At 60.6% G+C, this 23,240-nt stretch carries 14 protein-coding genes and 3 pseudogenes; 3 read left to right on the top strand and 14 right to left on the bottom strand.

Going from position 1 to position 23,240, the window contains the following annotated elements:
- Window positions 1-6: 6 nt before the first annotated feature.
- The 12 genes and pseudogenes from HWX76_RS35310 to HWX76_RS35255 form a co-directional block, all read right to left on the bottom strand.
- Entirely contained in the window at window positions 7-1,437 is a 1,431-nt protein-coding gene (locus HWX76_RS35310) for an aldehyde dehydrogenase family protein (protein ID WP_012337267.1), read from the bottom strand.
- Entirely contained in the window at window positions 1,434-2,513 is a 1,080-nt protein-coding gene (locus tag HWX76_RS35305; RefSeq protein ID WP_012337266.1) for a homoserine dehydrogenase, read from the bottom strand. The genes HWX76_RS35310 and HWX76_RS35305 overlap by 4 nt, the downstream gene beginning before the upstream one ends.
- 151 nt (window positions 2,514-2,664) lie before the next feature.
- Window positions 2,665-3,162, bottom strand: coding sequence for an Lrp/AsnC family transcriptional regulator (locus HWX76_RS35300; RefSeq protein ID WP_012337265.1), 498 nt, complete (start codon window positions 3,160-3,162; stop codon window positions 2,665-2,667).
- A 31-nt stretch (window positions 3,163-3,193) separates the two neighbouring features.
- Entirely contained in the window at window positions 3,194-3,874 is a 681-nt protein-coding gene (locus HWX76_RS35295; RefSeq protein WP_124671004.1) for a hypothetical protein, read from the bottom strand.
- A gap of 506 nt (window positions 3,875-4,380) precedes the next feature.
- Complete coding sequence (locus HWX76_RS35290; protein ID WP_012366583.1) at window positions 4,381-4,725, bottom strand: multidrug efflux SMR transporter; 345 nt, start codon at window positions 4,723-4,725, stop codon at window positions 4,381-4,383.
- A 47-nt stretch (window positions 4,726-4,772) separates the two neighbouring features.
- On the bottom strand, window positions 4,773-7,580 hold the full coding sequence (locus HWX76_RS35285) for an EAL domain-containing protein (protein ID WP_050017727.1): 2,808 nt from the start codon (window positions 7,578-7,580) through the stop codon (window positions 4,773-4,775).
- A 391-nt stretch (window positions 7,581-7,971) separates the two neighbouring features.
- Window positions 7,972-8,535: pseudogene (locus tag HWX76_RS35280) on the bottom strand (cache domain-containing protein); the annotation flags it as partial.
- 512 nt (window positions 8,536-9,047) lie between these two features.
- Entirely contained in the window at window positions 9,048-9,752 is a 705-nt protein-coding gene (locus tag HWX76_RS35275; RefSeq protein WP_050017729.1) for a response regulator transcription factor, read from the bottom strand.
- Window positions 9,753-9,852: 100 nt separating this feature from the next.
- Window positions 9,853-10,176: an H-NS histone family protein gene (locus HWX76_RS35270; protein ID WP_160300533.1), complete on the bottom strand. Its 324-nt coding sequence runs from the start codon at window positions 10,174-10,176 to the stop codon at window positions 9,853-9,855.
- Between the two features lie 466 nt (window positions 10,177-10,642).
- Window positions 10,643-11,329 (bottom strand): OmpA family protein, encoded by a 687-nt coding sequence (locus HWX76_RS35265; protein ID WP_050017731.1) that lies wholly within the window; start codon window positions 11,327-11,329, stop codon window positions 10,643-10,645.
- Window positions 11,330-11,453: 124 nt separating this feature from the next.
- Entirely contained in the window at window positions 11,454-18,209 is a 6,756-nt protein-coding gene (locus HWX76_RS35260) for a YadA-like family protein (RefSeq protein WP_176017067.1), read from the bottom strand.
- Window positions 18,210-18,399: 190 nt separating this feature from the next.
- Window positions 18,400-19,413, bottom strand: coding sequence for an EAL domain-containing protein (locus HWX76_RS35255; protein ID WP_176017063.1), 1,014 nt, complete (start codon window positions 19,411-19,413; stop codon window positions 18,400-18,402).
- Window positions 19,414-19,877: 464 nt separating this feature from the next.
- Between HWX76_RS35255 and HWX76_RS35250 the strand changes: the two genes are divergently transcribed.
- A complete protein-coding gene (locus HWX76_RS35250; protein ID WP_176017062.1) occupies window positions 19,878-20,465 on the top strand; it encodes a recombinase family protein in 588 nt (195 codons plus the stop codon).
- Between the two features lie 170 nt (window positions 20,466-20,635).
- Here the strand turns inward: HWX76_RS35250 and HWX76_RS35245 are convergent.
- A pseudogene (locus HWX76_RS35245) lies at window positions 20,636-20,955 on the bottom strand (transposase); the annotation flags it as partial.
- A gap of 573 nt (window positions 20,956-21,528) precedes the next feature.
- Between HWX76_RS35245 and HWX76_RS35240 the strand changes: the two are divergent.
- Together HWX76_RS35240 and HWX76_RS35235 are read left to right on the top strand one after the other, a co-directional pair.
- A complete protein-coding gene (locus HWX76_RS35240; RefSeq protein WP_176017061.1) occupies window positions 21,529-22,083 on the top strand; it encodes a recombinase family protein in 555 nt (184 codons plus the stop codon).
- A 373-nt stretch (window positions 22,084-22,456) separates the two neighbouring features.
- Window positions 22,457-22,720 (top strand): annotated as a pseudogene (locus HWX76_RS35235) (IS3 family transposase); the annotation flags it as partial.
- Between the two features lie 256 nt (window positions 22,721-22,976).
- On the opposite strand, the gene HWX76_RS36555 reads toward HWX76_RS35235, so the two are convergent.
- Window positions 22,977-23,240 (bottom strand): hypothetical protein (locus HWX76_RS36555; protein WP_208458938.1); only part of this gene is annotated, 264 nt, incomplete at its 5' end.

The raw sequence follows: 23,240 nt of genomic DNA, 5'->3' as shown, positions 1-23,240 counted from the left end.
TGCGCATCAGCTCGACAGCCGCCGGTTGCGCCTGAAGCACACCACCTTCGGCTGTGTCATTTCCGTCATCGCGAACCGAACGCCTTCGCGGCCCAGCGACCCATGCTTGAATCCGCCGAACGGCATGCCGTCGAAGCGGTAATCGGACGAATCGTTGATCATCACGCCGCCCGCCTGGAGTCGCTCGGCCGCGCCGAGCGCCACCTCCAGCCGGCTGGTGAACACGCCAGCATGCAGGGCGCTCTCCGACGCGTTGGCCGCGTCGAGCGCCTGCTGCAGGTCGGTGAATTTCTCGATCGTCACGACCGGGGCGAACACCTCGTCGGTCCATACGCGCGCGTCGTGCGGCACATCCGCCAACACCGTCGGTTCGTACAGCGCCCCGCGCCGCCGATGGCCGGTCAGCACCGTCGCACCGCGCGACACCGCTTCGTCGACCCAGCGTTCGACGCGGATCGCCTGTTCCTCGCCGATCATCGGCCCCATGTCGGTCGCATCGTCCAGTGGATCGCCCACGACCATCTTGCCGGTCAGCTCGACGAAGTAGCGGACGAACGGCTCGTACGCGGCGTCGGCGACGAAGATCCGCTGCGTGCCGATGCAGTTCTGTCCCGCCGCCCAGAACGCGCCCGACACGCATGCTTCGGCGGCATCCTTCAGGTCGGAGTCGGCCATCACGATCACCGGCGCATTTCCGCCGAGGTCCATCGCGATCTTCTTGAGTCCCGCCTGGCGCGTGATGGCCTCGCCAGTCTCCGGACCGCCGGTAAAGGTCACCATCCGGATCCGCCGGTCGCGCACCAGCGCAGACGCGATCTCCGCGCCGCCGTGCACGATCTGCAGCGCGTCGCGCGGCGCACCGGCTTCCCACAGAACCTCGACGAGCGCCTGCGCGGACAGCGGCGCAAGCAACGAGGGCTTCAGGATCAGCGCATTACCGGTCGCAATCGCCGGCCCGAGCTTGTGTGCAACGAGGTTCAGCGGGTCGTTGAACGGCGTGATCGCGAGAATCACGCCGAGCGGCTCCAGCGTGTAGTAGCCGCTGCGATCCTCGGAGCCGGGATAGCCGTCGAACGGGATCGTCTCGCCGGTCAGCCGTTTCGCTTCCTCGCCCGACAGGCGCAGCGTGTTCACGCAGCGCGCGACCTCCTTGCGGGCCTGCCGCAACGGCTTGCCCGCTTCGAGCGCGATCGTGCGTGCGAACGTCTCCGTGCGCGCCTCGACGATCGCTGCTGCGCGAAACAGGATGTCAGCCCGCCGGTTGCGCGGCATGGTCGCGGCCGCATGCGCCCCTTCGAGCGCGCGCTCGACGAGGCCCGGTGCCGCATCGAGGGGCAACAGCCGAACCTGGCCGACGATCGCGCCGTCATACGGCGACCGGACATCTGCCACGCCGGCCCCCGTGCAGCCGGTCATCACCGCATCGCGCGCGCTCATGCGGCCACCTCGTGCGACACGGCGCCGATCCTGTCGGCGAGTTCGATCAGGTCGGACAGGATCGCGAACGCCGTTTCCTCGCGCCCCGCACCGGGCCCGCTGATCGTCACGCCGCCGAGCACGTCGGTGTCGAACGTGATCGCATTCGTCACGCCGCTCGCGGCACGCAACGGATGGCCGGCCGGCAGCTTGCGCGGCTCGACACTCGCGGTCACGGTGCCGTCCGGATGGCGGACGGCCGAGCCGATCAACCGCCAGGACATGCCCTCCGCCGCCGCCGCGCGCACGTCGTGCTCGGTCAGCTCCACGATGCCGCGGCACGTCACGTCGCCACGCGTGAGGCCAGCGTTCCACAGCGCGTTCGCCAGAATCACGACCTTCAGCTGCACGTCCGACCCGTTGACGTCGGCCGCGGGGTTCGCCTCCGCATAGCCGCGCTGCTGCGCATCCCGGATCGCCGCATCGAAGCTCGCGCCGGCCTCGACCTCGCCGAGCACGTAGTTCGACGTACCGTTCAGGATGCCGGCGAAGCCGTTGATGTCGCAACCGCGCAGCGAGGTCGCAAGCTGCCGCAGCACCGGCGTGCCGCTCATCACCGTGCCCTCGTACATCACGCAAGCACCCGATTGCGCGGCGATCCGCGCCAGTGCCGGCTGCGCGAGCGCGATCGGCCCCTTGTTCGTCGTGATCACGTGCTTGCCGCATTCGAGTGCGGTACGGCAATGCGACAGCGCGGGCTCGCCGGTGTTCGGATCGGTGAAGGTCGCCTCGATGACGACATCCACGTGGTCCGACGCAATGGCCTTCAGCACGGCGCCGAGGCCGACGTCCGACGACACCAGCGTGCCGGGATCGCGGCGCAGCGCTTCGGCATCGACGCCCCGCCGAGCGGTTTCGTCGAGGACGTCCAACGAGATACCGCGAGGATTCGTCGCGATCCCGAGTCGCAGATCGGCGACCATCGTCACCGATACGTCGAGTTCCGCCGCACCCAGCATCGCGCGCTTCTTTTTGAGCAGTTCGACCAGTCCCTGATTGACTCCGCCGAAACCGACCAGTGCCAGTTTGAGTTCCATCTTGATCATCTCCTGTTCATTGACTACAGGAAACATGTTAGTTATGCGAATTGATCGACAAATTATGCGTTTCGACGGATTCGGGCAGTCACGCGTTGCGGTTTGTCACGCGGGACGGACGGATCGGCCGTCGCCGCGCGAACCGCGCTCGTCAGGCAGTGGACGGTGCGTCGTCGCCGTCCTTGTCGACCGGCACGAACAGCCCGACCTTGACCGCGCTCAGCACGACATTCGTATTGATCCGGCGAATCATCGGGTTGCTTTGCATGATCCGCGCGGACAGCCGGTCGTACGCCTCGACGTCGCGTGCAGTGATGATCGCGATCAGGTCGACGGAGCCGGTCACGTAGTAGATCTGCTGGATTTCGTCATGCGCCTTCGACCACTCGCGGAACCGGGCGACCGTCTCGTAGTTTTCGCGTTCGATCTCGATCGCCGCAATGAACGTCATCGGCCGGCCGACGGCCGCGCGATCGACCACCGCGATTTCCGCCGAGATGATCTTTTCGGTGCGCATGCGCTTCAGCCGCTTCTGCACGGCGGACGTGGACAGGCCGATCCGTTCGGCGATGGCGTCCGCAGTGGCGGTGCAATCGCGCTGGACGATATTCAGGATCTTGCGGTCGAAGGTGTCGAGTGGATCGGTCATGGCGTGGCTTGCCGGAGAACGGGGGCTTGCGTCAAAGATAGAAAGGGCGAGTCGACCTGAGCCCGACCAGATGCCGGACACGGTCGAACGCGGTGACGAGCGTTTCGCGCCACTGCGCCGCAGGGCCGCGGACGCATACGGGGGCGAAATGGATCGTGTCCACGCCCGCAGGAATACGGAACGGACGCTCGATGCCGTCGTCCGATTCGGTCACGAGTGCAGTGCCGTCGACTTCGGTCAGGCTCATCAACAAATGGACGGTGGCACTCGCACCAAACAGGTCGTGCAGGGGCGAATCGTTCGCGGACAACTGCTCGAGCAACGGCAGTTCGTACGCGCCGGGCCACCAGGCATCGTGCTCGTCGAGCCACGGGCCGACTGCCGGCATGCCTACCATCTCGAGGATCCGGTCCGCGCAGAGATGCGCATACGCGCGACATCGGCCGGCCCCATCGGTCGAAGAGCGCACCAGCGAGCCACCGTCGCTCGGGGCGGCGTCCGTCAACACGACGCTCGCAGGTTTTAGTCGGCCGAGCATTTCAGCCGTGCGTGCCATCGACCGGTGCCCTTCGCGGGAACTCTGTGCGTGATCCGGGACGATCCTGCATACCCACTTCGGACCATCCCGCATGGCGGTGGGAACGTCGCCGGCTCGGACTTGAGCGGTTCGCCTGCGGGCGTGTTCAACGATGACGATTGGCGTGTCCGGCATACAACTCTCTCGTGCTTGAGGGGCCGCGTCGTAGGGATGCTGGCGCACTTCGTGGATTGGCTGAGATGTTCGGGGCTGAGAAAATAATATCGCGGAGAAGCGACCGAAAAAATCTCAACAGCCGTAAATTTCGACGTAAAGCGTCAAAAAATCCGCACATCCGGCCGTTTGGCATCCAGTTCGGTCTCGACAGCTCCGGTCAGGGTACGGGCTGGAAGACGACGACCTCCTGGACGCAGGCCAACACGCTCGGCGGCCGCCCGATCGCGCGGGGCGAATCGGCTATCGGGCTCGGGTGACTCAAACCATGAAGCCCCCCCAACGAGTACGGTGATTGCCTGAGCATCGGGTCGCCGAGGCAGCCCACAATCATGGAGGGAACGCGCCGCTTGCACCACCACGCTCAGTCGGGGATCGGATGATCGAGGGCTCACAGCAGGCCATCCATCGAGCATGCGTGTCGGCAATGAGTTGATACCCTATTCCGCTTACATCGATACGCTGAGCTAGATGCCTTCCTGCAGTTGCAAACCCACGATGCCCACGACAACGAGGGCAATGCAGAACAGCCGCCCGAGCAGGACGGGCTCATGGAACCAGACGATGCCGACCAACGCCGTTCCCGCTGCACCAATTCCTGCCCATACGGCGTAAGCGTCTCCCAGTGGGAGAATTTTTAATGTGAGACTCATTAGCCACACGCTCAGTACGGCCGCCACGATCGATATCCCGCCAGGCAGTGCTTTTGAGTAGCTGTCAGAAAGCTTCATCGTCACGGAGAAGACAACTTCCAATAAACCGGAAGCGACAACGATCGACCAGGCGGCAAGCGGACTAGAGACGACAAACATGGGGTCTACCTTCAGATTGGATGTTGTCAACAGGGCCACCTCCACCCTCATATGCGTCCAGACAAAGTCACATTGATCCAGACTGGCAGTTCGGCCGCCTCAATAGGCGGCGAAAAGAGATACCCTTGAGCGACTTGGTAGCCCCGTGCCTGAAGTATCTGTCGCTGAACGTCAGTTTCCACGCCTTCGGCAACGATCGTCAAATGTAGCTTGGCACAGATGTCGGCGACCGAGTTGACAAGCGATCTCGCATTCTCGCTGTTTTCAACGTTGCTGATAAAGCTCTTGTCCAGCTTCACCTCGTTCACAGGCAACCGCCGCAAATAGCTGAGGCTCGAGTACCCCGTACCGAAATCGTCGATCGCCATATTGACGCCGAGGGAATGAACGTCTTGAATAGTTGTCATTACGCTATCCGTCGCGTCGAGCAACACGGCCTCGGTGACCTCAAGCGTCAACTGAGAAGGCGCAAGTTTGTACGTCCCCAGCAGACTGCTTACCAGGGAAGCGAACGCAGGATCGCGAAACGCCGTGGGCGAAATGTTGACCGATATCCGGGGAACATCTAGACCGGCTTCGCACCATTGCGCCAATTGCCGGCACGCCTCGGTCAATACCCATCGATTGAACTCCGCAACCAGTCCGCACTCCTCGACAAGCGGGATGAAATGGTCCGGCGCCACGTTGCCAAAATCACGATGAAACCAGCGCGCAAGCGCTTCGACTCCGTACAAACTATCATCATCCAGACGCACCTGAGGCTGATAGTGAAGTTGCAACTCCCCCGCGACGAGGCTGTCGCGCAGTGCCAGCCCGAGCTTCCGGCGCGCCTCCCTCGCACGCATCAGTTCTGGCTCAAAGACTCGATACTCGTGGTGTCCGGCGAACTTCGCCTCATACATGGCCATGTCGGCATGCTGCATCAACGCACCAATGCTCTCGCCGTGCTGCGGAAAGATCGCGATGCCCATGCTCGCCGCGGGCGTCAGGTTCGTGTCACTAATCTGGACGGGCTGGCGCAACCTGTTCATCGTTCGTTCCGCAAAGTCGAGCGTCAGTTCAATGTCGGCCGGTGACAGAACGATCACGAACTCATCGCCCGACAGCCGACCGACAATATCCGTATCGCGCAGGTCAATCTTGAGGCGCTGTGCAACTTCGCTCAGCAAACCGTCTCCCGCCGCGTGCCCCAGCGTGTCGTTCACCTGCTTGAAGCTGTTGAGATCGACAAACATCACCGCGAACGAATGCTGACTCGCGACGGCGGCGGCAAGCACCGACTCCGCTTGACTCATCAGCAGCTGTCGATTAGGTAATCCGGTCAGGCCGTCATAGAAGGCGAGACGGCGAATGCGCTCCTTGCTTCCTTCTCGCTCCAATGCCAACGCGCACAAATTCAGACTGGCGTCCACAAGCTCCTGATGAAGCGCACTGGGTTGGTGTGACTCGCGATAGTAGAACGAGAGCGTGCCGAGCGTGCGCCCATCGGTAGACCGGATTGGATGCCACCAGCACGAAGTGAACCCAAACGAGATTGCGAGCGCGCTGTGCGATGCGTAGGCTTCGTCCGGCGATGTGGTGGGAAATACAATGTGTCTGCCGAACGGGCCCGCAGCGATCCGCTCTACGAAGTCGGGGGCGATACGCAACCCATCAATCGCCCTCGCATATTCCATCGGCAAGCTTGGTGCCGCGAGCGTCCATAGCTTACCGTCGTCATCGATTCGTCTGATCGATGCCGTCACGGCCGGCGCGATCCGCTCTGCTTCGTGGCACACAAGTGTCGTAACATTGGCCAAAGGCTCTTCCCGTGCCATCGCGCCCAGCACCTTGCGCTGAAGCTCCTCGTGTATTTTCGTACTGGTAATGTCAGTCCAGATTCCGACGACGTTCTTGCATACGCCCCTTGCGTCGAACACCGGATTGACTGTGGCCAGGATCCATAACGGGTGGCCGCTCTTGCTATAGACGAGAATCTTGGTCTTAAAGCTCAGGTGAGCGCCCACCTTCGCACGAATATCACTGACCGTGCCGAAGTCCGAATAAGGCCCGACCACGAAGTCGGTCGGACGTTTGCCGAGTATCTCCGACATCTTGTACCCCAACATCTGCGTGAATCCCTCGTTCGCGTATACGACCCGGCCGTCCGGTGTGGTCACGACTGCGGCGCTATCGGTGTGATTCAATGCAAGCGACAGCAGGTTCAGTTTCTCCCTTCGTCTGGCGACGACGAACGCAATCGCGGTCGCGGCGAGCAGGATCGCCATGACACTTGAGGCGATTCCAAGAAGGCGGAAACGCTCGTGCATTGCATACACCGAAACCGCGCCGACAACCCTGCCGTATTGCAGGAATTGACGCTCTTCATTAAGGAACGCAGCCTGCACATCCTGTGTCGGCTGCTCGAGGAATCCATGCAGGTCGCCCGACTGAATGTATTCAACGAGCTGGGTCAACGCTCTACTGTATCGGTAGTATGCGTCTATCAGTGACCGGCTCCGTACACGGCCCTCCACGCTGTCATTTGAGCCGTGTTTGCGCAATGCATTTAGGAAAATCAAGAAAGAGCGGTCGGCTGCATCGATTTCGTTACGCGCGTGCTGCACGAAGGAAGACGGCACAGTGCCGGATAACGCCCACCGGGTAGCCGCTCGTGAAAGCGTAATGCGTGCGTCCGACAGGTGCTCGGTCGTTTGCATGATCGCGTCAACCTCGGTAATCGTCACATTCGACATAAATTCCACGTTTTCCCAGGTACGCGACAGAATCCAGCAACTGGCTCCGAGCGTAAGCAGTTGCAGAACAAAAATCGAAATCAAAACTAACCGGCGTGACAATCTGATACGGTTAAACATCAGAGGATTCCTTATGATTCGAAATATTTTTCAACTGCTTCCTCGATCGCATTTCATAACCCATTTCCCGATCTGAGACAGGTTTGATCAGTTGAATCAACCCACACATGCGAACCTCCTCTGACTACGCGTATTTCTCGTCCAGCGTACTTCGAATCGGATAAGTATCGTAAGAGGTCAGTTCAATCGCCGATATGACCTTGTCGCACAGGGTCAGCGCCAATTCGCACCAAAGTCGGCAGAACACGCGCGCAGCGGGACGACCAACACTAGAACCCTCGACCGTGCCGCCTGTTTATCCAGTGATGAAGCAGTTGCGGCAGCCGGTTCGACGAGCGCGGCTGTCTGCAGAACACCTGCGTTCATTTGTGCCACGACTTGCTACCGGTGTTGCGGCTATGGCTAGCGCAATTGCGCCCGGTAACAACGCGAGCTGAGAAAAAGCCGCATTCATGTCGTCGTAAAGAAATCCTGTACCGACCCACCATGCCCAGCCTGGAATGGCGACAGCATCCTGGAGTTTCGGCTCCACATCCGCGTCCGGACTGCGCATAATCACTACATCGACGAGCACGACATGCGCCCTTGCCATCCCGGCGCGGTAAACCTCCCTATCGGTCAGGCCGTCGGTGGTGCGGCCTCCCTTGGCACGGGTTCCAATGAACCTGACGCTCGAACGCATGAAATTGATGCCGTCGGAAGTGGCAACCCAGTAGTAGCCTCTCATATCCGCGTCGAGCGCTGACAATGCAGCTTTTGCCTGTTGCTGCGCCTGATCCTGAGTGAGCACACCAATCGTCTGCAACGCGCGGCACGAATAAGGAAGCTGTTCGCCCTCCATCAGAAGATCAATAGTCTCTTCGCGACAACTGTCGATCATCGCGTCGTACAGTATGTGCAGCGACATGCCACCAGCGACAGCGACAAGCGCCAGCAGTTTCGCGGACAAATCCACGCGGGGCCTCACGCCGTTAACCGTTTAGTTCGTATATCGACTGAGGTGGTCTAAACTTGAGCCGCATCTCATCAATAGTTAGCGTTTATGCGGACACTGCCGTTCCGCCGTCGATCGACCAGCGGCGTCAAATCGCACTAGACTCCCCTCTATCGCACTTGATCATTTGCTCCGGCGCCCCTCCGGTCGTAACCTCCAGTCCGGAATGCGAGCTCGCGATACCGTCTCCGCTTCGGTTGCACCGGTGTCGCGATTGCGCGAGCGTGATCGATGAGGACACCCGCGAGTGTGTGTCGATCGAAGCGGCCGTCGGCCTCTGCTCTGAGGACGTGATCCTACCGCCGTCGCGACTCATGTGAGCGATTCATAGACATCGGTTCAACTAAAATGAAACGATGTCTGTGAATCGCACAGGTCATCCCACGAGACCGTCATCTTCCGACGCGCCATCTTCACACGACTACCCTTCCAATTTCCGCATCATGACCTCGTAAACAACGCGGCCGCGCCTTTCACGTCGACGTCCTAATCGCGATCCGCTCCAGTCGATAACCGTATCCGTAGATCGATGAGAGGCGGTAACCACTTTCCGGCCGCAAGCCCAGTTTCGTGCGCAGCGTCGAAATATGTGTGTCGATCGTTCGAGAAGAGACATCGGTCACCTGGTTCCACACGGTATCGATAATGTGTGCCCTCGACAGCGGGCTATCGACGCACTGGAACAACAGCAGTGCAAGATCGAACTCCTTCGGCGTGAGATTCGCTGCCCTACCGTCGACATACGCCTGCTTTTGCTTCATATCGAAACGGAAATGGTCGAATTCACGCGTGATGATCTCAACGCCGACCGAATACGCGCGTCGCAACAGCGAACCGACGCGAGCGCACAGGATTGTGCTCGACGCCGGCTTGACAACATAATCGTCCCCGCCGGCGTTCAGGATATGCGCAATCTCCGATTCCTCCCCCCGGCAAGTCATGAAGATGATCGGCAATCTGACACTGGACTGATTTGTGCGGACCCACCTCAGCACGTCCTCCCCAGACATGTCGGGCACGTTCCAGTCGAGTACCAGTAAATCAAACGTCTCTCTCTGCAAGCACCGCATTAATGCCTTTCCACGTGTAAATACATAGCACGTATGACCGGCCTCCCTAAGTGCTTGGCTTACGAATTCCGCGTGAATCAACTCGTCATCGAGAATGGCAATTCTCATAGCATCTTTACAGTTTATTTTTTATCATATTTTTCAAAATAGAAACTGAATTGAAAATGGCAAATCCAACTCCAAAACGTATCCGGCCTTTTTAGTGACATCAGTCGTCAGCATGTTTGGCGCCATTCACCGGAACCCGATACCGTTCCCGGTCCTTACCAGCCATCCAGAGCGGCGTACGGCCTCGCCCGCACCATGTTTGCCCTGTTTCAGGATTCCAATACTTTGGCGTCAGCTTTTTTCTCTTTTGCGGTTCCTGCACTGCGCGCGGAGCAACGTCGATATCGAGGTGAAACTCCGCGAAGACTTGCCGGACGCGTTCAATCACGAGATTCACGAGACGTTCAGTTTCCACCGCTCTCTCCCGCTCGATCTCCTGGGTCAACTGCTCGTATTGTTCGAGCAACTTCTGATAGCGGCTCATGGTACCTCCCATTCTTCCACGATAGCGGATTCCTAACTATTCGACGCTTCGATATTCCATGACAATCCGCCGCGTTGTGAGGCGACCGGATCGTCGCTCGCCGTACGGCGTATCCTGCTTCGCCTACGATCCAGTCAAGTCGACTCCCATTGCCCAATATTCGATTTTCCGGGGATGACGGGAAAGCCCCCGCGCACTGGACGTCTTGCCTCTTCTCCATCAAGAACTTTCACCCCGTCCGTCCATCGTGACCCGCGAACACTGCATTAGCGCACTGCTGAGCGCGGAGAAACCGACCGCCACCGTAGTCTCTCGTCCAGCTTCGCAATTGAGCCGGTGTCGTTGACACGGTGGTGTTGCATAAAAAGGAGGATCGCACCTACGGCAGGATCCTCAACCTCAGACTCTCGCCGGAACGCACGAGGAATACATCCGGCGGTGGGTGTGGTCCGAGGACGGCCAGAAGTTACATCTCGGGCAGGACAATCTCGACGCGACGATTCTGTGCACGGCCTAGCGCCGTGTTGTTCAACGCGACGGGGCGTTCCGCCCCGTATCCGTGGATCTCAAATCGCCTCGCATTCAGTCCGTGTGCTTGCAGATAGCTCGCCACGGCCTGCGCACGCTGCTCTGATAACCGACGGTTGTAAGTGTCCGTGCCGAGCCCATCGGTATAGCCGCTGATGCCGACGGTTCCGAAAGTCATGCCCTTCCCGTTCGCGATCACCTTGTCGAGCTGCTGCATCGCCGCCGGCGTCAGTATCGCCTGGTTGAAGTCGAAGTTCGCGTCGCCTGACAGCGTCACTCGTTTCGGTATCGGCGCACCAACGGCGGCCGGAGGCGGCGCACCCGTGTCCACGGTAGATGCCTGTGCATTCCCGTCGCCGCACTGGAACACGAGCGTCGCGGGATCGGATTTGTCGCGCAGTGCGCGGGCCGAGTCGACGGCGCGCACGGGCTCTTCGCCGCAAATCTTGCGGGCGGCCTTCATGCAGGTTTGCGGGCCCGACAGCAGGCCGTGGCAGTCCACCTGGAAGGTGCGCACGCCGTCGCGCGGCTGCAGTTCGGAAGCGCTGAAGGTCGGGCCGGATGCGGTCGAGCACGCGGCGAGGGCCGTTGCGGAGAGTGCGAGCGCAAGAGCGAGTTTGTTCAAGGTTACATCCTCAATGCTTGGGTTGACTGAAGCCCGCCACGAGTGGCGCGGCGGGCTCGTCCGGCCGTCGGGGCCGCCGCGGGCCGTCCGGCTGGCGAGCCGGGCGGCCTGGCGGCGCGACGCGTTACTTCCACTGGTACAGCATGCCGGCGCCGATCACCTTCTGACCGCCGCTGAAACCGCCGTTGATCGACGCCTTCAGGTTTTCCGTGATGCGGGCCTGCATGTTGACCGCCATTGCCTTCTGGCCGAGGAAGGTCGACGTACCCACGCCCATCCCGAAGTTGGCGTCGCGATCGAGCTGCGGGATCGACGCCATCGCGCCGACGGCCGCGATACCCTGCTTCGCCATCTGGTCGGTCTGCTGCAGTTGCGAACCCAGCGAGTTGATCTGCGCCTGCTGGCCCGACAGTGCCGTCGACAGCGTCGTCTGCACCTGCGTCAGCTGGTTCACGTTCACCGCGTCGGTGCCTTGCGTACCCGGCGCGACGTTCGTGATCTGGCGCTGCTGCGTGTCGTTGCCGACCGACACCACGTTCGAGCGGCCGCCGTCGTTGGAGCCTGCGCCGATCGCCACCGAGTTCGAACCCGTGGTGACGGTTGGGACGTCGGTGCCCTTGCCGTTCATGTCGGCCGCGATGCCGTTGTTGTTGGCGGCGCGCGTCGTGTTGTTGTTGATCGTCGTCGACAGCGAGTTCAACGTGTTGTTGATGTTGTTCACGCCGGTCGACAGCGAGGCCACGTTGCTGTTCGTCGTGCTCAGGCCGGTGGACAGCGAGCCGATGCCGGTCGAAGTCGACGTCGACAGCGAGTTGACGTTGCTGTTCGTCGTGCTCAGGCCCGTCGACAGCGAGTTGATCGCGGTCGAGGTCGACGTGGACAGCGACGACACCGAGCTGTTCGTGCTGCTCAGGCCGGTGGACAGCGAGTTGATGCCCGTCGACAGCGACGCGACGTTCGACGCGGTGGACGTCGACAGCGTGTTGATCGCATTGTTCGTCGCGTTGAGCTGGCTGCCGTTGATCGCGTCCGTGCTGCTGGCCGAGATCCGGCCTGCGGCGACGTTCGTGATCTGGCGTTCCTGGCCCGGTGCGCCGACGCTCACCACGCCGACCGGCGAGCCGCCTGCGAAGGGGTACGTGACGCCGCCGATCGTGGCGCTCGACGTCGGGTTCGCGGCACTCGTGACCGAGTTCGCGCCGAGTGCGATCGAGTTGGCGACGTTGGCCTGCGCGTTCGTGCCGAAGGCGAGTGCGTCGGCAGCGGTTGCCTGCGCTGCCGATCCGTACGCTTGCGCGCCGGTGGCGCTTGCCGTGGCCTGGTTGCCGAGCGCGATCGTGTTGTCCGCGGTGGCCTGGTTCGAGCTGCCGAGTGCGAGCGCGCTCGCGCCGTTGGCAGTGTTCGCGTTGCCGAGCGCCACTGCGCCGTTGCCGGTCGCCGTGTCGTTCGCGCCCATCGCCACCGCGCCGGTACCCGTTGCGATGCTCGGGTCGCCGATTGCGACCGCGCCGTCGCCGGTTGCCGTGTTGCCGGAGCCGATCGACACGGCCTTGCCGCCCGTTGCCGATGCGCTCTGGCCGATGGCGACCGCGCCTGCCGACTGCGCGTTCGAACCGTCGCCGACCGCGACGCTGCTGGCGCCTGCCGCGCTGGCGTTCACGCCGGCTGCCAGGGCGTTGGTGCCCGTTGCACCCGTGTTGTCGTAGTTGGCTTGCTGCACGCCGTTGTCGTTGACGCTGTAGTAGTGCGTCTTCGCGGCGTTGATCGCGGTCGAGGTCGAGGTCGACAGCGACGTCACCGAACTATTCGTCGAGCTGAGGCCGGTGGACAGCGAACCGATCGAGCTGTTAGCCGACGAGAGGCCGGTCGAGGTGGAAGTCGACAGCGACGTCACCGAACTATCCGTCGAGCTGAGGCCGGTGGACAGCGAACCGATCGAGCTGTTGGCCGACGAGAGGCCGCTCGAGGTCGAGGTCGACAGCGACGTCACTGAACTATCCGTCGAGCTGAGGCCCGTGGACAGCGAACCGATCGAGCTGTTGGCCGACGAGAGACCGGTCGAGGTCGAGGTCGACAGCGACGTCACCGAGCTATCCGTCGAGCTGAGGCCCGTGGACAGCGAACCGATGGAGCTGTTTGCCGACGACAGACCGGTCGACGTGGAAGTCGACAGCGAAGTGATCGAGCTGTTTGCGGAAGACAGGCCCGTCGAGGTCGAAGTCGACAGCGACGTGATCGAGCTGTTTGTCGAAGACAGGCCCGTCGAGGTCGAAGTCGAGAGCGACGTGATCGAGCTGTTGGCCGACGAGAGGCCCGTCGAGGTCGAAGTCGACAGCGACGTGATCGAACTGTTGGCCGACGAGAGACCCGTCGAGGTCGAAGTCGACAGCGAGCTGATCGAGCTGTTCGCCGACGACAGGCCGGTCGAGGTCGAAGTCGACAGCGACGTGATCGAGCTGTTCGCCGACGAGAGGCCGGTCGACGTCGACGTGGACAGCGACGTGATCGAGCTGTTCGCCGACGAGAGGCCGGTCGACGTCGACGTGGACAGCGACGTGATCGAGCTGTTCGCCGAGGACAGGCCGGTCGACGTCGACGTGGACAGCGACGTGATCGAGCTGTTCGCCGACGAGAGGCCCGTCGAGGTCGAAGTCGACAACGACGTGATCGAACTGTTGGCCGACGAGAGACCCGTCGAGGTCGAAGTCGACAGCGAGATGATCGAGCTGTTGGCCGACGAGAGGCCCGTCGAGGTCGAAGTCGACAGCGACGTGATCGAGCTGTTGGCCGACGAGAGGCCCGTCGAGGTCGAGGTCGACAGCGAATCGATCGAGCTGTTAGCGGTGGACAGACCGGTCGAGGTCGAGGTGGACAACGACGTGATCGAGCTGTTCGCCGAGGACAGACCCGTCGACGTCGAAGTCGAGAGCGACGTGATCGAGCTGTCAGCCGAGGACAGGCCGGTCGAGGTCGAAGTCGACAGCGAGGTGATCGAGCTGTTAGCCGAGGAGAGGCCGGTCGAAGTCGAAGTCGACAGCGAGGTGATCGAGCTGTCAGCCGACGACAGACCCGTCGAGGTCGATGTGGACAGCGAGGTGATCGAGCTGTTGGCCGACGAGAGACCCGTCGAAGTCGAGGTCGACAGCGAATCGATCGAGCTGTTAGCGGTGGACAGACCGGTCGAGGTCGAGGTGGACAACGACGTGATCGAGCTGTTCGCCGAGGACAGACCCGTCGACGTCGAAGTCGAGAGCGACGTGATCGAGCTGTCAGCCGAGGACAGGCCGGTCGAGGTCGAAGTCGACAGCGAGGTGATCGAGCTGTTAGCCGAGGAGAGGCCGGTCGAAGTCGAAGTCGACAGCGAGGTGATCGAGCTGTCAGCCGACGACAGACCCGTCGAGGTCGATGTGGACAGCGAGGTGATCGAGCTGTTGGCCGACGAGAGACCCGTCGAAGTCGAGGTCGACAACGACGAGATCGAGCTATCAGCCGACGACAGACCCGTCGACGTCGAAGTCGACAGCGAAGTGATCGAGCTGTTAGCCGACGACAGGCCCGTCGACGTCGAAGTCGACAGCGAAGTAATCGAGCTGTTAGCCGACGACAGGCCCGTCGACGTCGAAGTCGACAGCGACGAGATCGAGCTGTTAGCCGACGACAGACCGGTCGAGGTCGAGGTCGACAGCGAGGTGATCGAGCTGTTAGCCGACGACAGGCCCGTCGACGTGGAGGTCGACAGCGACGAGATCGAGCTGTTGGCCGACGAAAGCCCCGTCGACGTCGAAGTCGACAGCGACGAAATGGCGCTGGTCGCGGTACCAACCTGTTGGGCGACCGAATACAGCTGGCTGCCGTTGACCGCGTCGGTACTGGTCGACGTCACCTGGCCGGCGGCGACGTTGGTGACCTGTCGTTCCTTGCCGGCGCTGCCGACGCTAACGGTACCGTCCGGCGAGGCACCCGCAAATCCGCCAAACGTGACGCCGCCGACGGTCGCGCTGCTCGTGCCAACGGCCGGGCCGGTCTGCGAATTGGCGCCGAGCGCCACGGAATTGTTGGTGCCGGCGACTGCCCCGGTGCCGATGGCAACGGCGTCGGCACCGGTCGCGGTGCTGTCGGCGCCGGTCGAGTTCGCGTGGAAGTACTTGATGCCCTGGCTGTTGATGTTGTTGATCGCCGCGCCGACGCTGTTGGCGGTCGACGTCGTGCCGTTCGCGTTGTAGGTCGTGTATGCCGGCGCGGAGACCGTCCCGGTCGTCGGGTCGTACGTGGAACCGCCGCCGAGCGCCGATGCCGTGCTGGTGCCAAGGTTGTCCGTCTTGACCGTGACCGTGCTCAAGCCAGTGGACAGCGAACCGATCGAGCTCGTGGCCGTCGACAGACCCGTCGAGGTCGACGTGGACAGCGACGAGATCGAGCTGTTAGCCGACGACAGGCCGGTCGACGTGGAAGTCGACAACGACGTGATCGAGCTATTCGCCGAGGACAGACCCGTCGACGTGGAAGTCGACAGCGAGGTGACCGAGCTATTGGCCGAGCTGATACCGGTGGACAGCGAGTTGATGCCGGTCGAAGTCGAAGTGGACAGCGACGAGATCGAGCTGTTAGCCGACGACAGGCCGGTCGACGTGGAAGTCGACAACGACGTGACCGAGCTGTTTGCCGAGCTGATACCGGTGGACAACGAGTTGATGCCGGTCGAGGTCGACGTGGACAACGACGTGATCGAGCTATTTGCCGAGGACAGACCCGTCGACGTCGAAGTCGACAGCGAGGTGACCAAGCTATTGGCCGAGCTGATACCGGTGGACAGCGAGTTGATGCCGGTCGAGGTCGACGTGGACAGCGACGAGATCGAGCTGTTGGCCGACGACAGGCCGGTCGACGTCGAAGTCGACAACGACGTGATCGAGCTGTTTGCCGAGCTGATACCGGTGGACAGCGAGTTGATACCGGTCGAAATCGAAGTGGACAGCGACGTGATCGAGCTGTTAGCCGACGACAGACCCGTCGACGTGGAAGTCGACAGCGAGGTGACCGAGCTGTTGGCCGACGACAGGCCGGTCGACGTGGAGGTCGACAGCGAGGTGACCGAGCTGTTTGCCGAGCTGATGCCGGTGGACAACGAGTTGATGCCGGTCGAGGTCGACGTGGACAGCGACGTGATCGAGCTATTGGCCGACGACAGGCCAGTCGAGGTCGAGGTCGACAGCGAGGTGATCGAGCTGTTCGCCGAGGACAGACCGGTCGACGTGGAGGTCGACAACGAATCGATCGAGCTGGTGGCCGACGAGAGGCCCGTCGACGTCGACGTGGACAGCGACGCAATCGAACTCGTTGCACTCGACAGCCCGGTCGACGTCGACGTCGACAAACGATTGACTGCGGTGTTAGTTGCGAACAATTGTGAACCGTTGACCGCGTCCGTACTTGTTGCCGAAACCCGGCCGGCCGCCACATTCGTTACTTGACGCTCCGCGCCCGGCGCTCCGACGCTCACCACGCTCGAGGGCAACGTCCCCGCATAACTGTATGCCACTCCGCCGATCACCCCCGCCGCAGTGGGATTCGACACTGCCGAAACCGAACCGGAACCCAGAGCCACGTCGCCTGCATCGTTCGCCACCGCACTCGGACCGATTGCGACCGAATCGGTGCCCAGCGCCTGGCTGTCAGGTGCTGTCGAGGTCGTGTGGAAATACTTGATGCCCTGGCTGTTGATGCTGTCAATCGCTGCGCCAACGTTGTTGACCGTGCTCGTTGTGCCGTTTGCGTTGTATGTCGTGTAGGACGGCGCCGAAATCGTACCGGTTGACGGGTTGTATGCCGCACCGCCCCCCAATGCTGTCGCCGTGCTTGTTCCAAGGTTGTTGGTCGTGGTCGACAGCGACACGATGCTGGTCGACGTGGCAGTAGACAGCGATGTCACCGCACTGTTCGTTGTCGACAGACCAGTCGACAACGACCCGACACCGCTCAGCGCCGTGCTGATGCCCGTCGACGTCGACGTCGACAAGCTCTCAATGCTCGATGTCGTCGTACTGGCAACCGCGTAGAGCTGACTGCCGTTGATCGCGTCCGTGCTGGTCGCGCTCACCAAACCCGCGGCAACGTTCTGAATGCGCCGCTCCGACCCTGGAGCACCAACGCTGACCACTCCAGCAGCCGAACTTGCACCGGCATAAGTGCCGAAAGTCTGACTTCCGACCGTCGTGCTGCTGACGGTACCCGTACCGCCCGTTACAGTATTCGCCGCACCGGTCGTTATCGCATTCTGACCCAGTGCGACTGAACCCGTCACAGTCGCTTGAGCCCCGGTACCAACTGCAATGCTTGATACGGCCGACGCTGTGGCCGCTCCAACTCCGCCATTTTGATTGGTTCCGCCAATCGCAATCGAACCGGTACCAGAAGCAGTGGATCCATAGCCGAACGCGCTTGCTCCGATGCCGCTTGCCGTCGCATCCAGCCCAAGGGCCGATCCCCATTGTCCGGCCTGTGCGCTCGTCCCGAGCGCAACCGCCCCGTTTCCGGTTGCCGTCGTGAACGAACCGAAGAGAGTCACACCGAGATAGAGCGCCCCTCCTCCGTTTGCACCGCATCCCGCAACCGACGACCAGGTGCCATTCCCATTGATTGGTGCCCCCCCGGCGGGGAGTGCCCGCGCACCATCAGGACTGGTAGCGGCCGGGCTGGTACACGTATCACTCCCCGTATATGTTCCGGCATAGCTAAACTGCACCACTCCAAGCAGCAGAAGGCTAGCGAGAATTCTGACAGAAGCCGAACGATTGCCCTTGCCACGCGCGGAATCGAGCTCCGATGCAGCTACCCAGGCCCCGAGGGATTCGTTCCAAACAGTACGGTATGTGCGATTCATAGCGACTCAATGATCCAAACGACGTTGGCCGAAGGGCGCGTCAATTTTCCAAGATCGCTATTGCTTTAGAACTGAGGGATTCCAGGTCACCACGGAATTTCCCACTCCATTTCTTCTATAAACAATAGCAGTCCAAACTAATATTCGTTGATTAAGATATTGTGAGAAAATTTTCTACTTCACATACTCATCAGCACTGCACCCACCTGACTCCGACATCCCGTACAAGCTGCAGATCAACATCACCTTCTGCGCCAATCACCACGACGTCCCTTGCAATGTTCGCAGCCAGTTCCACTAAACGCCGAAGTCTCCCCAACGCACGGTCATTGCGACGTGCCGCGGAGATGAATGTTGGTGCGATCTTCACGATATCGGGGTCCGGAATTTCCATGCCCGCGGCATTTCCGTAAGTCAACCCGTATTGATCAATCGCAATAAGACATCCGGCTGCCTTGAGCCTCGCAAGAAAAACCCGAGCACACCCAGCACACTCAACTTCGATTTCAGCACTCTCGGCAATCACTACCACGAGCCGCGCAGCCAAGTCAGGCGATGCAGAAAGCTGATCGAATAAATCTTCCCAGTGCAATCCAACCACGAGACTCTGACCTGTCAGATTCACACCGATACGCAGTTCCGGTGAACGTTTCAACAGGTCGAGAACGCGCCTGAGCACGTAGCGGTCCAAATGGCACATCAGCCCAACGCGGGTGGAGCTCGGCAGATAGGCGTGCGGCGGTGACATGCGGCCGCCGAGCGCACGGCACCACGGCGAACATTCGAAATACAACACGTCGCACCCGTCGTCGACCGAGTAAACAGGCGACATCACGAGCGTGCACGCATCAGTAGCGATCGCGCGCAGTACATGCCCGGCAATCGCGAAATCGGTGCGCGTCGGCGCATCAACACCCGGCCGCATGAGCCGAATGGCAACCGACGGGGCGAATCCCTGCTCACCCAATTCGCACTCAGCTCGGCGAGCCAAGTCGCGCGCTAACCCGCATCCCCTCGCCCCCCTGGTCACCAGCTCGGAATTCAGCAGATTACCGCCGCAAATCGCCTGCACCCTGCCGCATACACCGAAGAACTGCCTTGTACGCTCGGCCAGATCTACATCGACCGCATCGCCAAACATGTGCCCAAAACACCGCTCCAGCGCGAAGCTATTCGCGACTTCGACGAGCAACTTGGATTTCATCCCCAAGATCTCCATTCACGCCACTTCGCTGCGGGTGCCAGTAACCCTTGGGGGACAAAAAGGAAGGTTTGCAGCAAAGTTACAAAAAACGAAATGATCTATGTAACTCCTTGATTCGTAAGAGTGGCAAAGTTGCAACCCTTATCAGACACAAACGTTCCTTTGTGTCCAGTAAACTTTCAACATCAACCGAAGATTTGACGATGGTTTGCATTATTACGGCCGTCGGCGTGTCACGACGGCGCTGATGCACTCGTCTCTTTGTCTACTGGAAGCGCCGCTTGAGAAGCAAAAAACACCGTGCAATCAAATACTAGTGAGCGTCACCGATGTCCTTCATCGCGTCGAGCCGTCGTCTGGCAATGCCGTCACCGTCGTCAGGCGTCAAGCGTCATGGCGGTGAAGTTATGTGTGTCTGCTCGCATACACCAACACATACCTGACACTTCTTGCGGAGCGCGCTCATGAGGATCGGGTACGCGCGCGTGTCTACCGACGAGCAAAGCCTGGGCCTCCAGATCGATGCCCTCACACGGGCGGGCTGCGACGTCGTTTTTTCAGACCAGGGAATTTCGGGGGGCGACTTTCACCGCCCGGGCCTCGATGCGGCCCTCGCGAGAATCGAAAAAGGAGACGCGCTTGTCGTCTGGCGTCTCGACCGGCTGGGCCGGTCGCTGAGTAAGTTGATAGATCTGGTCAATCACCTAGCTCGACGCGGCATCGACTTCACGTCGCTCACCGAATCGATTAATACGGCCTCTCCCGGCGGGCGGCTCGTCTTCCATATGATGGGTGCACTTGCCGAATTCGAGCGCAGCCTCATCAGCGAACGCACGCGCGCGGGATTGGCCGCCGCGCGAGCACGGGGCAAGAAGATAGGACGACGGCGACAAATGACGCCCGACCAATGTGCACATGCCCGCGTCCTGCTCAAAACCAGCACGATCACCGAAGTCGCCGCCCATTTCAACGTTCATCCCCGAACGGTCAAGCGCGCACTCGCTGCATTGGCCGATACCGACGCCTCGGAGTCAACTGTAGTGGTCAACTAATCCCGGACACTGCGTTAAGTTTTTCTTCCGCAACGGCCGGGGCCGGTCCGTTGTTGAACTGATGCGGCCGTATCCAGTTGTACCGGTGCATCAGGTAGTGGCTGATGTCCCGATGTGCTTCCTGCGCCGACATGTACCGTGCAAATCAGTTCGACCGATTCGCTTGCGCCAATCGGATCAATTACTTCGTACGTTCGATGCCTTCCGACATCAAGAGCGCGGTAGCCTTTTTTAAAATGGCTTTCTCACGCTCGAGGCGTTCGATACGCGCCTCGAGTTCCTGAATACGCTGTTGATCCGCCGTGATTGCCTTGCCCTGCGGCGTGACGCCCTGGCGTTCCATTTGAAGCTGGCGCCCCCACCGACGCAGTACCGTCTCGCCGACGCCGACTGAGCGACTCGCCTCCATATGGCTATAGCCCTGGTCGAGCACCAGGCAGGCGACTTGCTGTTTGAACTCCGGGGAAAACGTACGTCGTCGCTTGCTCATCAGACACCTCTTCATGGCGAACATTCTCGCCTAAATCAGTGTCCGGATTCATTAGACCACTACATGGTCCGTCTCCCAAAGAGACCGCCATAACGCCGGCGGATTGAGCCATTCGCAGCACCGCCAACCGAAACGACTGTTCACCTTCCTCCGAAAACCCTGTTCGACTTCATCCGAAATCGCTGTTCGGCTTCGCCGAAATACGCAGCCGGGGTCGCTGCTTACATTTGCGCAATCTATGGACACGATTAGCAGTTTTTAAGGGCTTCAACCCCCTTCTGTCCAGTAAACTTTCAACATCAACCGATTTGACGATGGTTTGCATTGTTACGGTGTCGGCGTGTCACGACGGCGCTGACGCACTCGTCCTTTTGTCTACTGGAAGCGCCGCTCGAGAAGCAAAAACACCGTGCAATCAAATACTAGTGAGCGTCACCGATGTCCTTCATCGCGTCGAGCCGTCGTCTGGCAATGCCGTCACCGTCGTCAGGCGTCAAGCGTCATGGCGGTGAAGTTATGTGTGTCTGCTCGCATACACCAACACATACCTGACACTTCTTGCGGAGCGCGCTCATGAGGATCGGGTACGCGCGCGTGTCTACCGACGAGCAAAGCCTGGGCCTCCAGATCGATGCCCTCACACGGGCGGGCTGCGACGTCGTTTTTTCAGACCAGGGAATTTCGGGGGGCGACTTTCACCGCCCGGGCCTCGATGCGGCCCTCGCGAGAATCGAAAAAGGAGACGCGCTTGTCGTCTGGCGTCTCGACCGGCTGGGCCGGTCGCTGAGTAAGTTGATAGATCTGGTCAATCACCTAGCTCGACGCGGCATCGACTTCACGTCGCTCACCGAATCGATTAATACGGCCTCTCCCGGCGGGCGGCTCGTCTTCCACATGATGGGTGCACTCGCCGAATTCGAGCGCAGCCTCATCAGCGAACGCACACGCGCGGGATTGGCCGCCGCGCGAGCACGGGGCAAGAAGATAGGACGACAGCGACTAATGACGCCCGACCGATGCGCACATGCCCGCGTCCTGCTCAAAACCAGCACGATCACCGAAGTCGCCGCCCATTTCAACGTTCATCCCCGAACGGTCAAGCGCGCACTCGCTGCATCGACCGGTTGAATCCACCACGCCTCGGAGCCAACCGCATTGGCAACATCGCGGAAGGTTTCCAACGGCCGCATGCCACAGGCGACCTGATTCCTCCCGATCAACTCTACGTGAGGTGCTCTATAAGCGTCCGGTAAAGCCATCTTGAGCTGTCCTGAATGGCCTGGGAATATCGTGTCCCCTTAAAAAGGTTCTTCGCAGGAAGCCGTGGAGGGTTTGAGGGCGATTGCGTAACCTGACGCCTGACTTTAGGAGGTCAGAAGGAAGAATTGCTCGATCGCACGACACTTCAAGCGCTGGGTTGCTGGTCTGGCTATCGGTTAGCAGGTCGTTGAATTACTGTCGGGCCGGACGCATTTTCCCTTTGGCCGTTCGCGGCGATCATTGGCTGTCCCGGATTGCGAACGCCAGCCTCATTCGATCCATGTCGCGAAAAGCCTGCTCACCAGACAATGCTGCCTGCGAAGGCTTCTTCGGAAGGCTGAAGACCGAAATGTTTTACCCTGGCAATTGGCGTTCGACGACCATCGCGGAATTCGTTGAGGCACTGGATGCCTATATCCGCTGGTATAACGAAAAGCGGATCAAGGGCTCCCTCGGCTATCTCAGCCCCATCGAGTACCGTGAAAGCCTTGGGTTAACAACGTAAATCAGTCCAAGAAAATGGCCGCATCCCCCGATGGCGATTTTTTCTTGCGCCGTGCGCCCACGGCGCTTCGGTGCGGTCAAAATTTCGATGCTTTCCACGTAATGACTAGGCTTACTAATAGGCGCAAGACTATCCCCTATTTTATGAGAGTCCTCGTGTCCTCAGATATGTGGGGCCGCTCCACTTTTTGTGGTGGGAGTGTATCCGTACGAACACTTCGCCCCAGAGTTTCCGACCCTTTTTGAGTTGATCCACTTTACATCCGAGAAGCATCGATACAGTCGTCCCGATCGCACAAATTCTCAGCTCCGGCACGAGATATCGACGATTTCGGTGCTCCCACATAAATTGCAATGCGGCTTAAATCTTCAACGCTAGGAACGTCGGGCGGGCCATCGATAGCGAAGACTGTTGGCCCTAGACTAGGACCTAGCAGGCTGTTGAAATTCGGAACGGTGTAAACGGGCGTTGCGAGCGGTGCGTTAGAGATATCGTGTTCATGACCTTGGGCAGATAAGAG

This window comes from Burkholderia sp. BCC0398 (genome assembly GCF_902833245.1).
Classification (GTDB): Bacteria; Pseudomonadota; Gammaproteobacteria; order Burkholderiales; family Burkholderiaceae; genus Burkholderia; species Burkholderia sola.
The sequence above is the reverse complement of the archived record's forward strand: the minus strand, read 5'-3'. Positions and strand labels throughout refer to the sequence as shown.

Coding starts and splice junctions, on each gene's coding strand:
- HWX76_RS35310 (WP_012337267.1), bottom strand. CDS start 1,437: ATGAGCGCGCGCGATGCGGTGATGACCGGCTGCACGGGGGCCGGCGTG.
- HWX76_RS35305 (WP_012337266.1), bottom strand. CDS start 2,513: ATGGAACTCAAACTGGCACTGGTCGGTTTCGGCGGAGTCAATCAGGGA.
- HWX76_RS35300 (WP_012337265.1), bottom strand. CDS start 3,162: ATGACCGATCCACTCGACACCTTCGACCGCAAGATCCTGAATATCGTC.
- HWX76_RS35295 (WP_124671004.1), bottom strand. CDS start 3,874: ATGCCGGACACGCCAATCGTCATCGTTGAACACGCCCGCAGGCGAACC.
- HWX76_RS35290 (WP_012366583.1), bottom strand. CDS start 4,725: ATGTTTGTCGTCTCTAGTCCGCTTGCCGCCTGGTCGATCGTTGTCGCT.
- HWX76_RS35285 (WP_050017727.1), bottom strand. CDS start 7,580: ATGTTTAACCGTATCAGATTGTCACGCCGGTTAGTTTTGATTTCGATT.
- HWX76_RS35275 (WP_050017729.1), bottom strand. CDS start 9,752: ATGAGAATTGCCATTCTCGATGACGAGTTGATTCACGCGGAATTCGTA.
- HWX76_RS35270 (WP_160300533.1), bottom strand. CDS start 10,176: ATGAGCCGCTATCAGAAGTTGCTCGAACAATACGAGCAGTTGACCCAG.
- HWX76_RS35260 (WP_176017067.1), bottom strand. CDS start 18,209: ATGAATCGCACATACCGTACTGTTTGGAACGAATCCCTCGGGGCCTGG.
- HWX76_RS35255 (WP_176017063.1), bottom strand. CDS start 19,413: ATGAAATCCAAGTTGCTCGTCGAAGTCGCGAATAGCTTCGCGCTGGAG.
- HWX76_RS35250 (WP_176017062.1), top strand. CDS start 19,878: ATGAGGATCGGGTACGCGCGCGTGTCTACCGACGAGCAAAGCCTGGGC.
- HWX76_RS35240 (WP_176017061.1), top strand. CDS start 21,529: ATGAGGATCGGGTACGCGCGCGTGTCTACCGACGAGCAAAGCCTGGGC.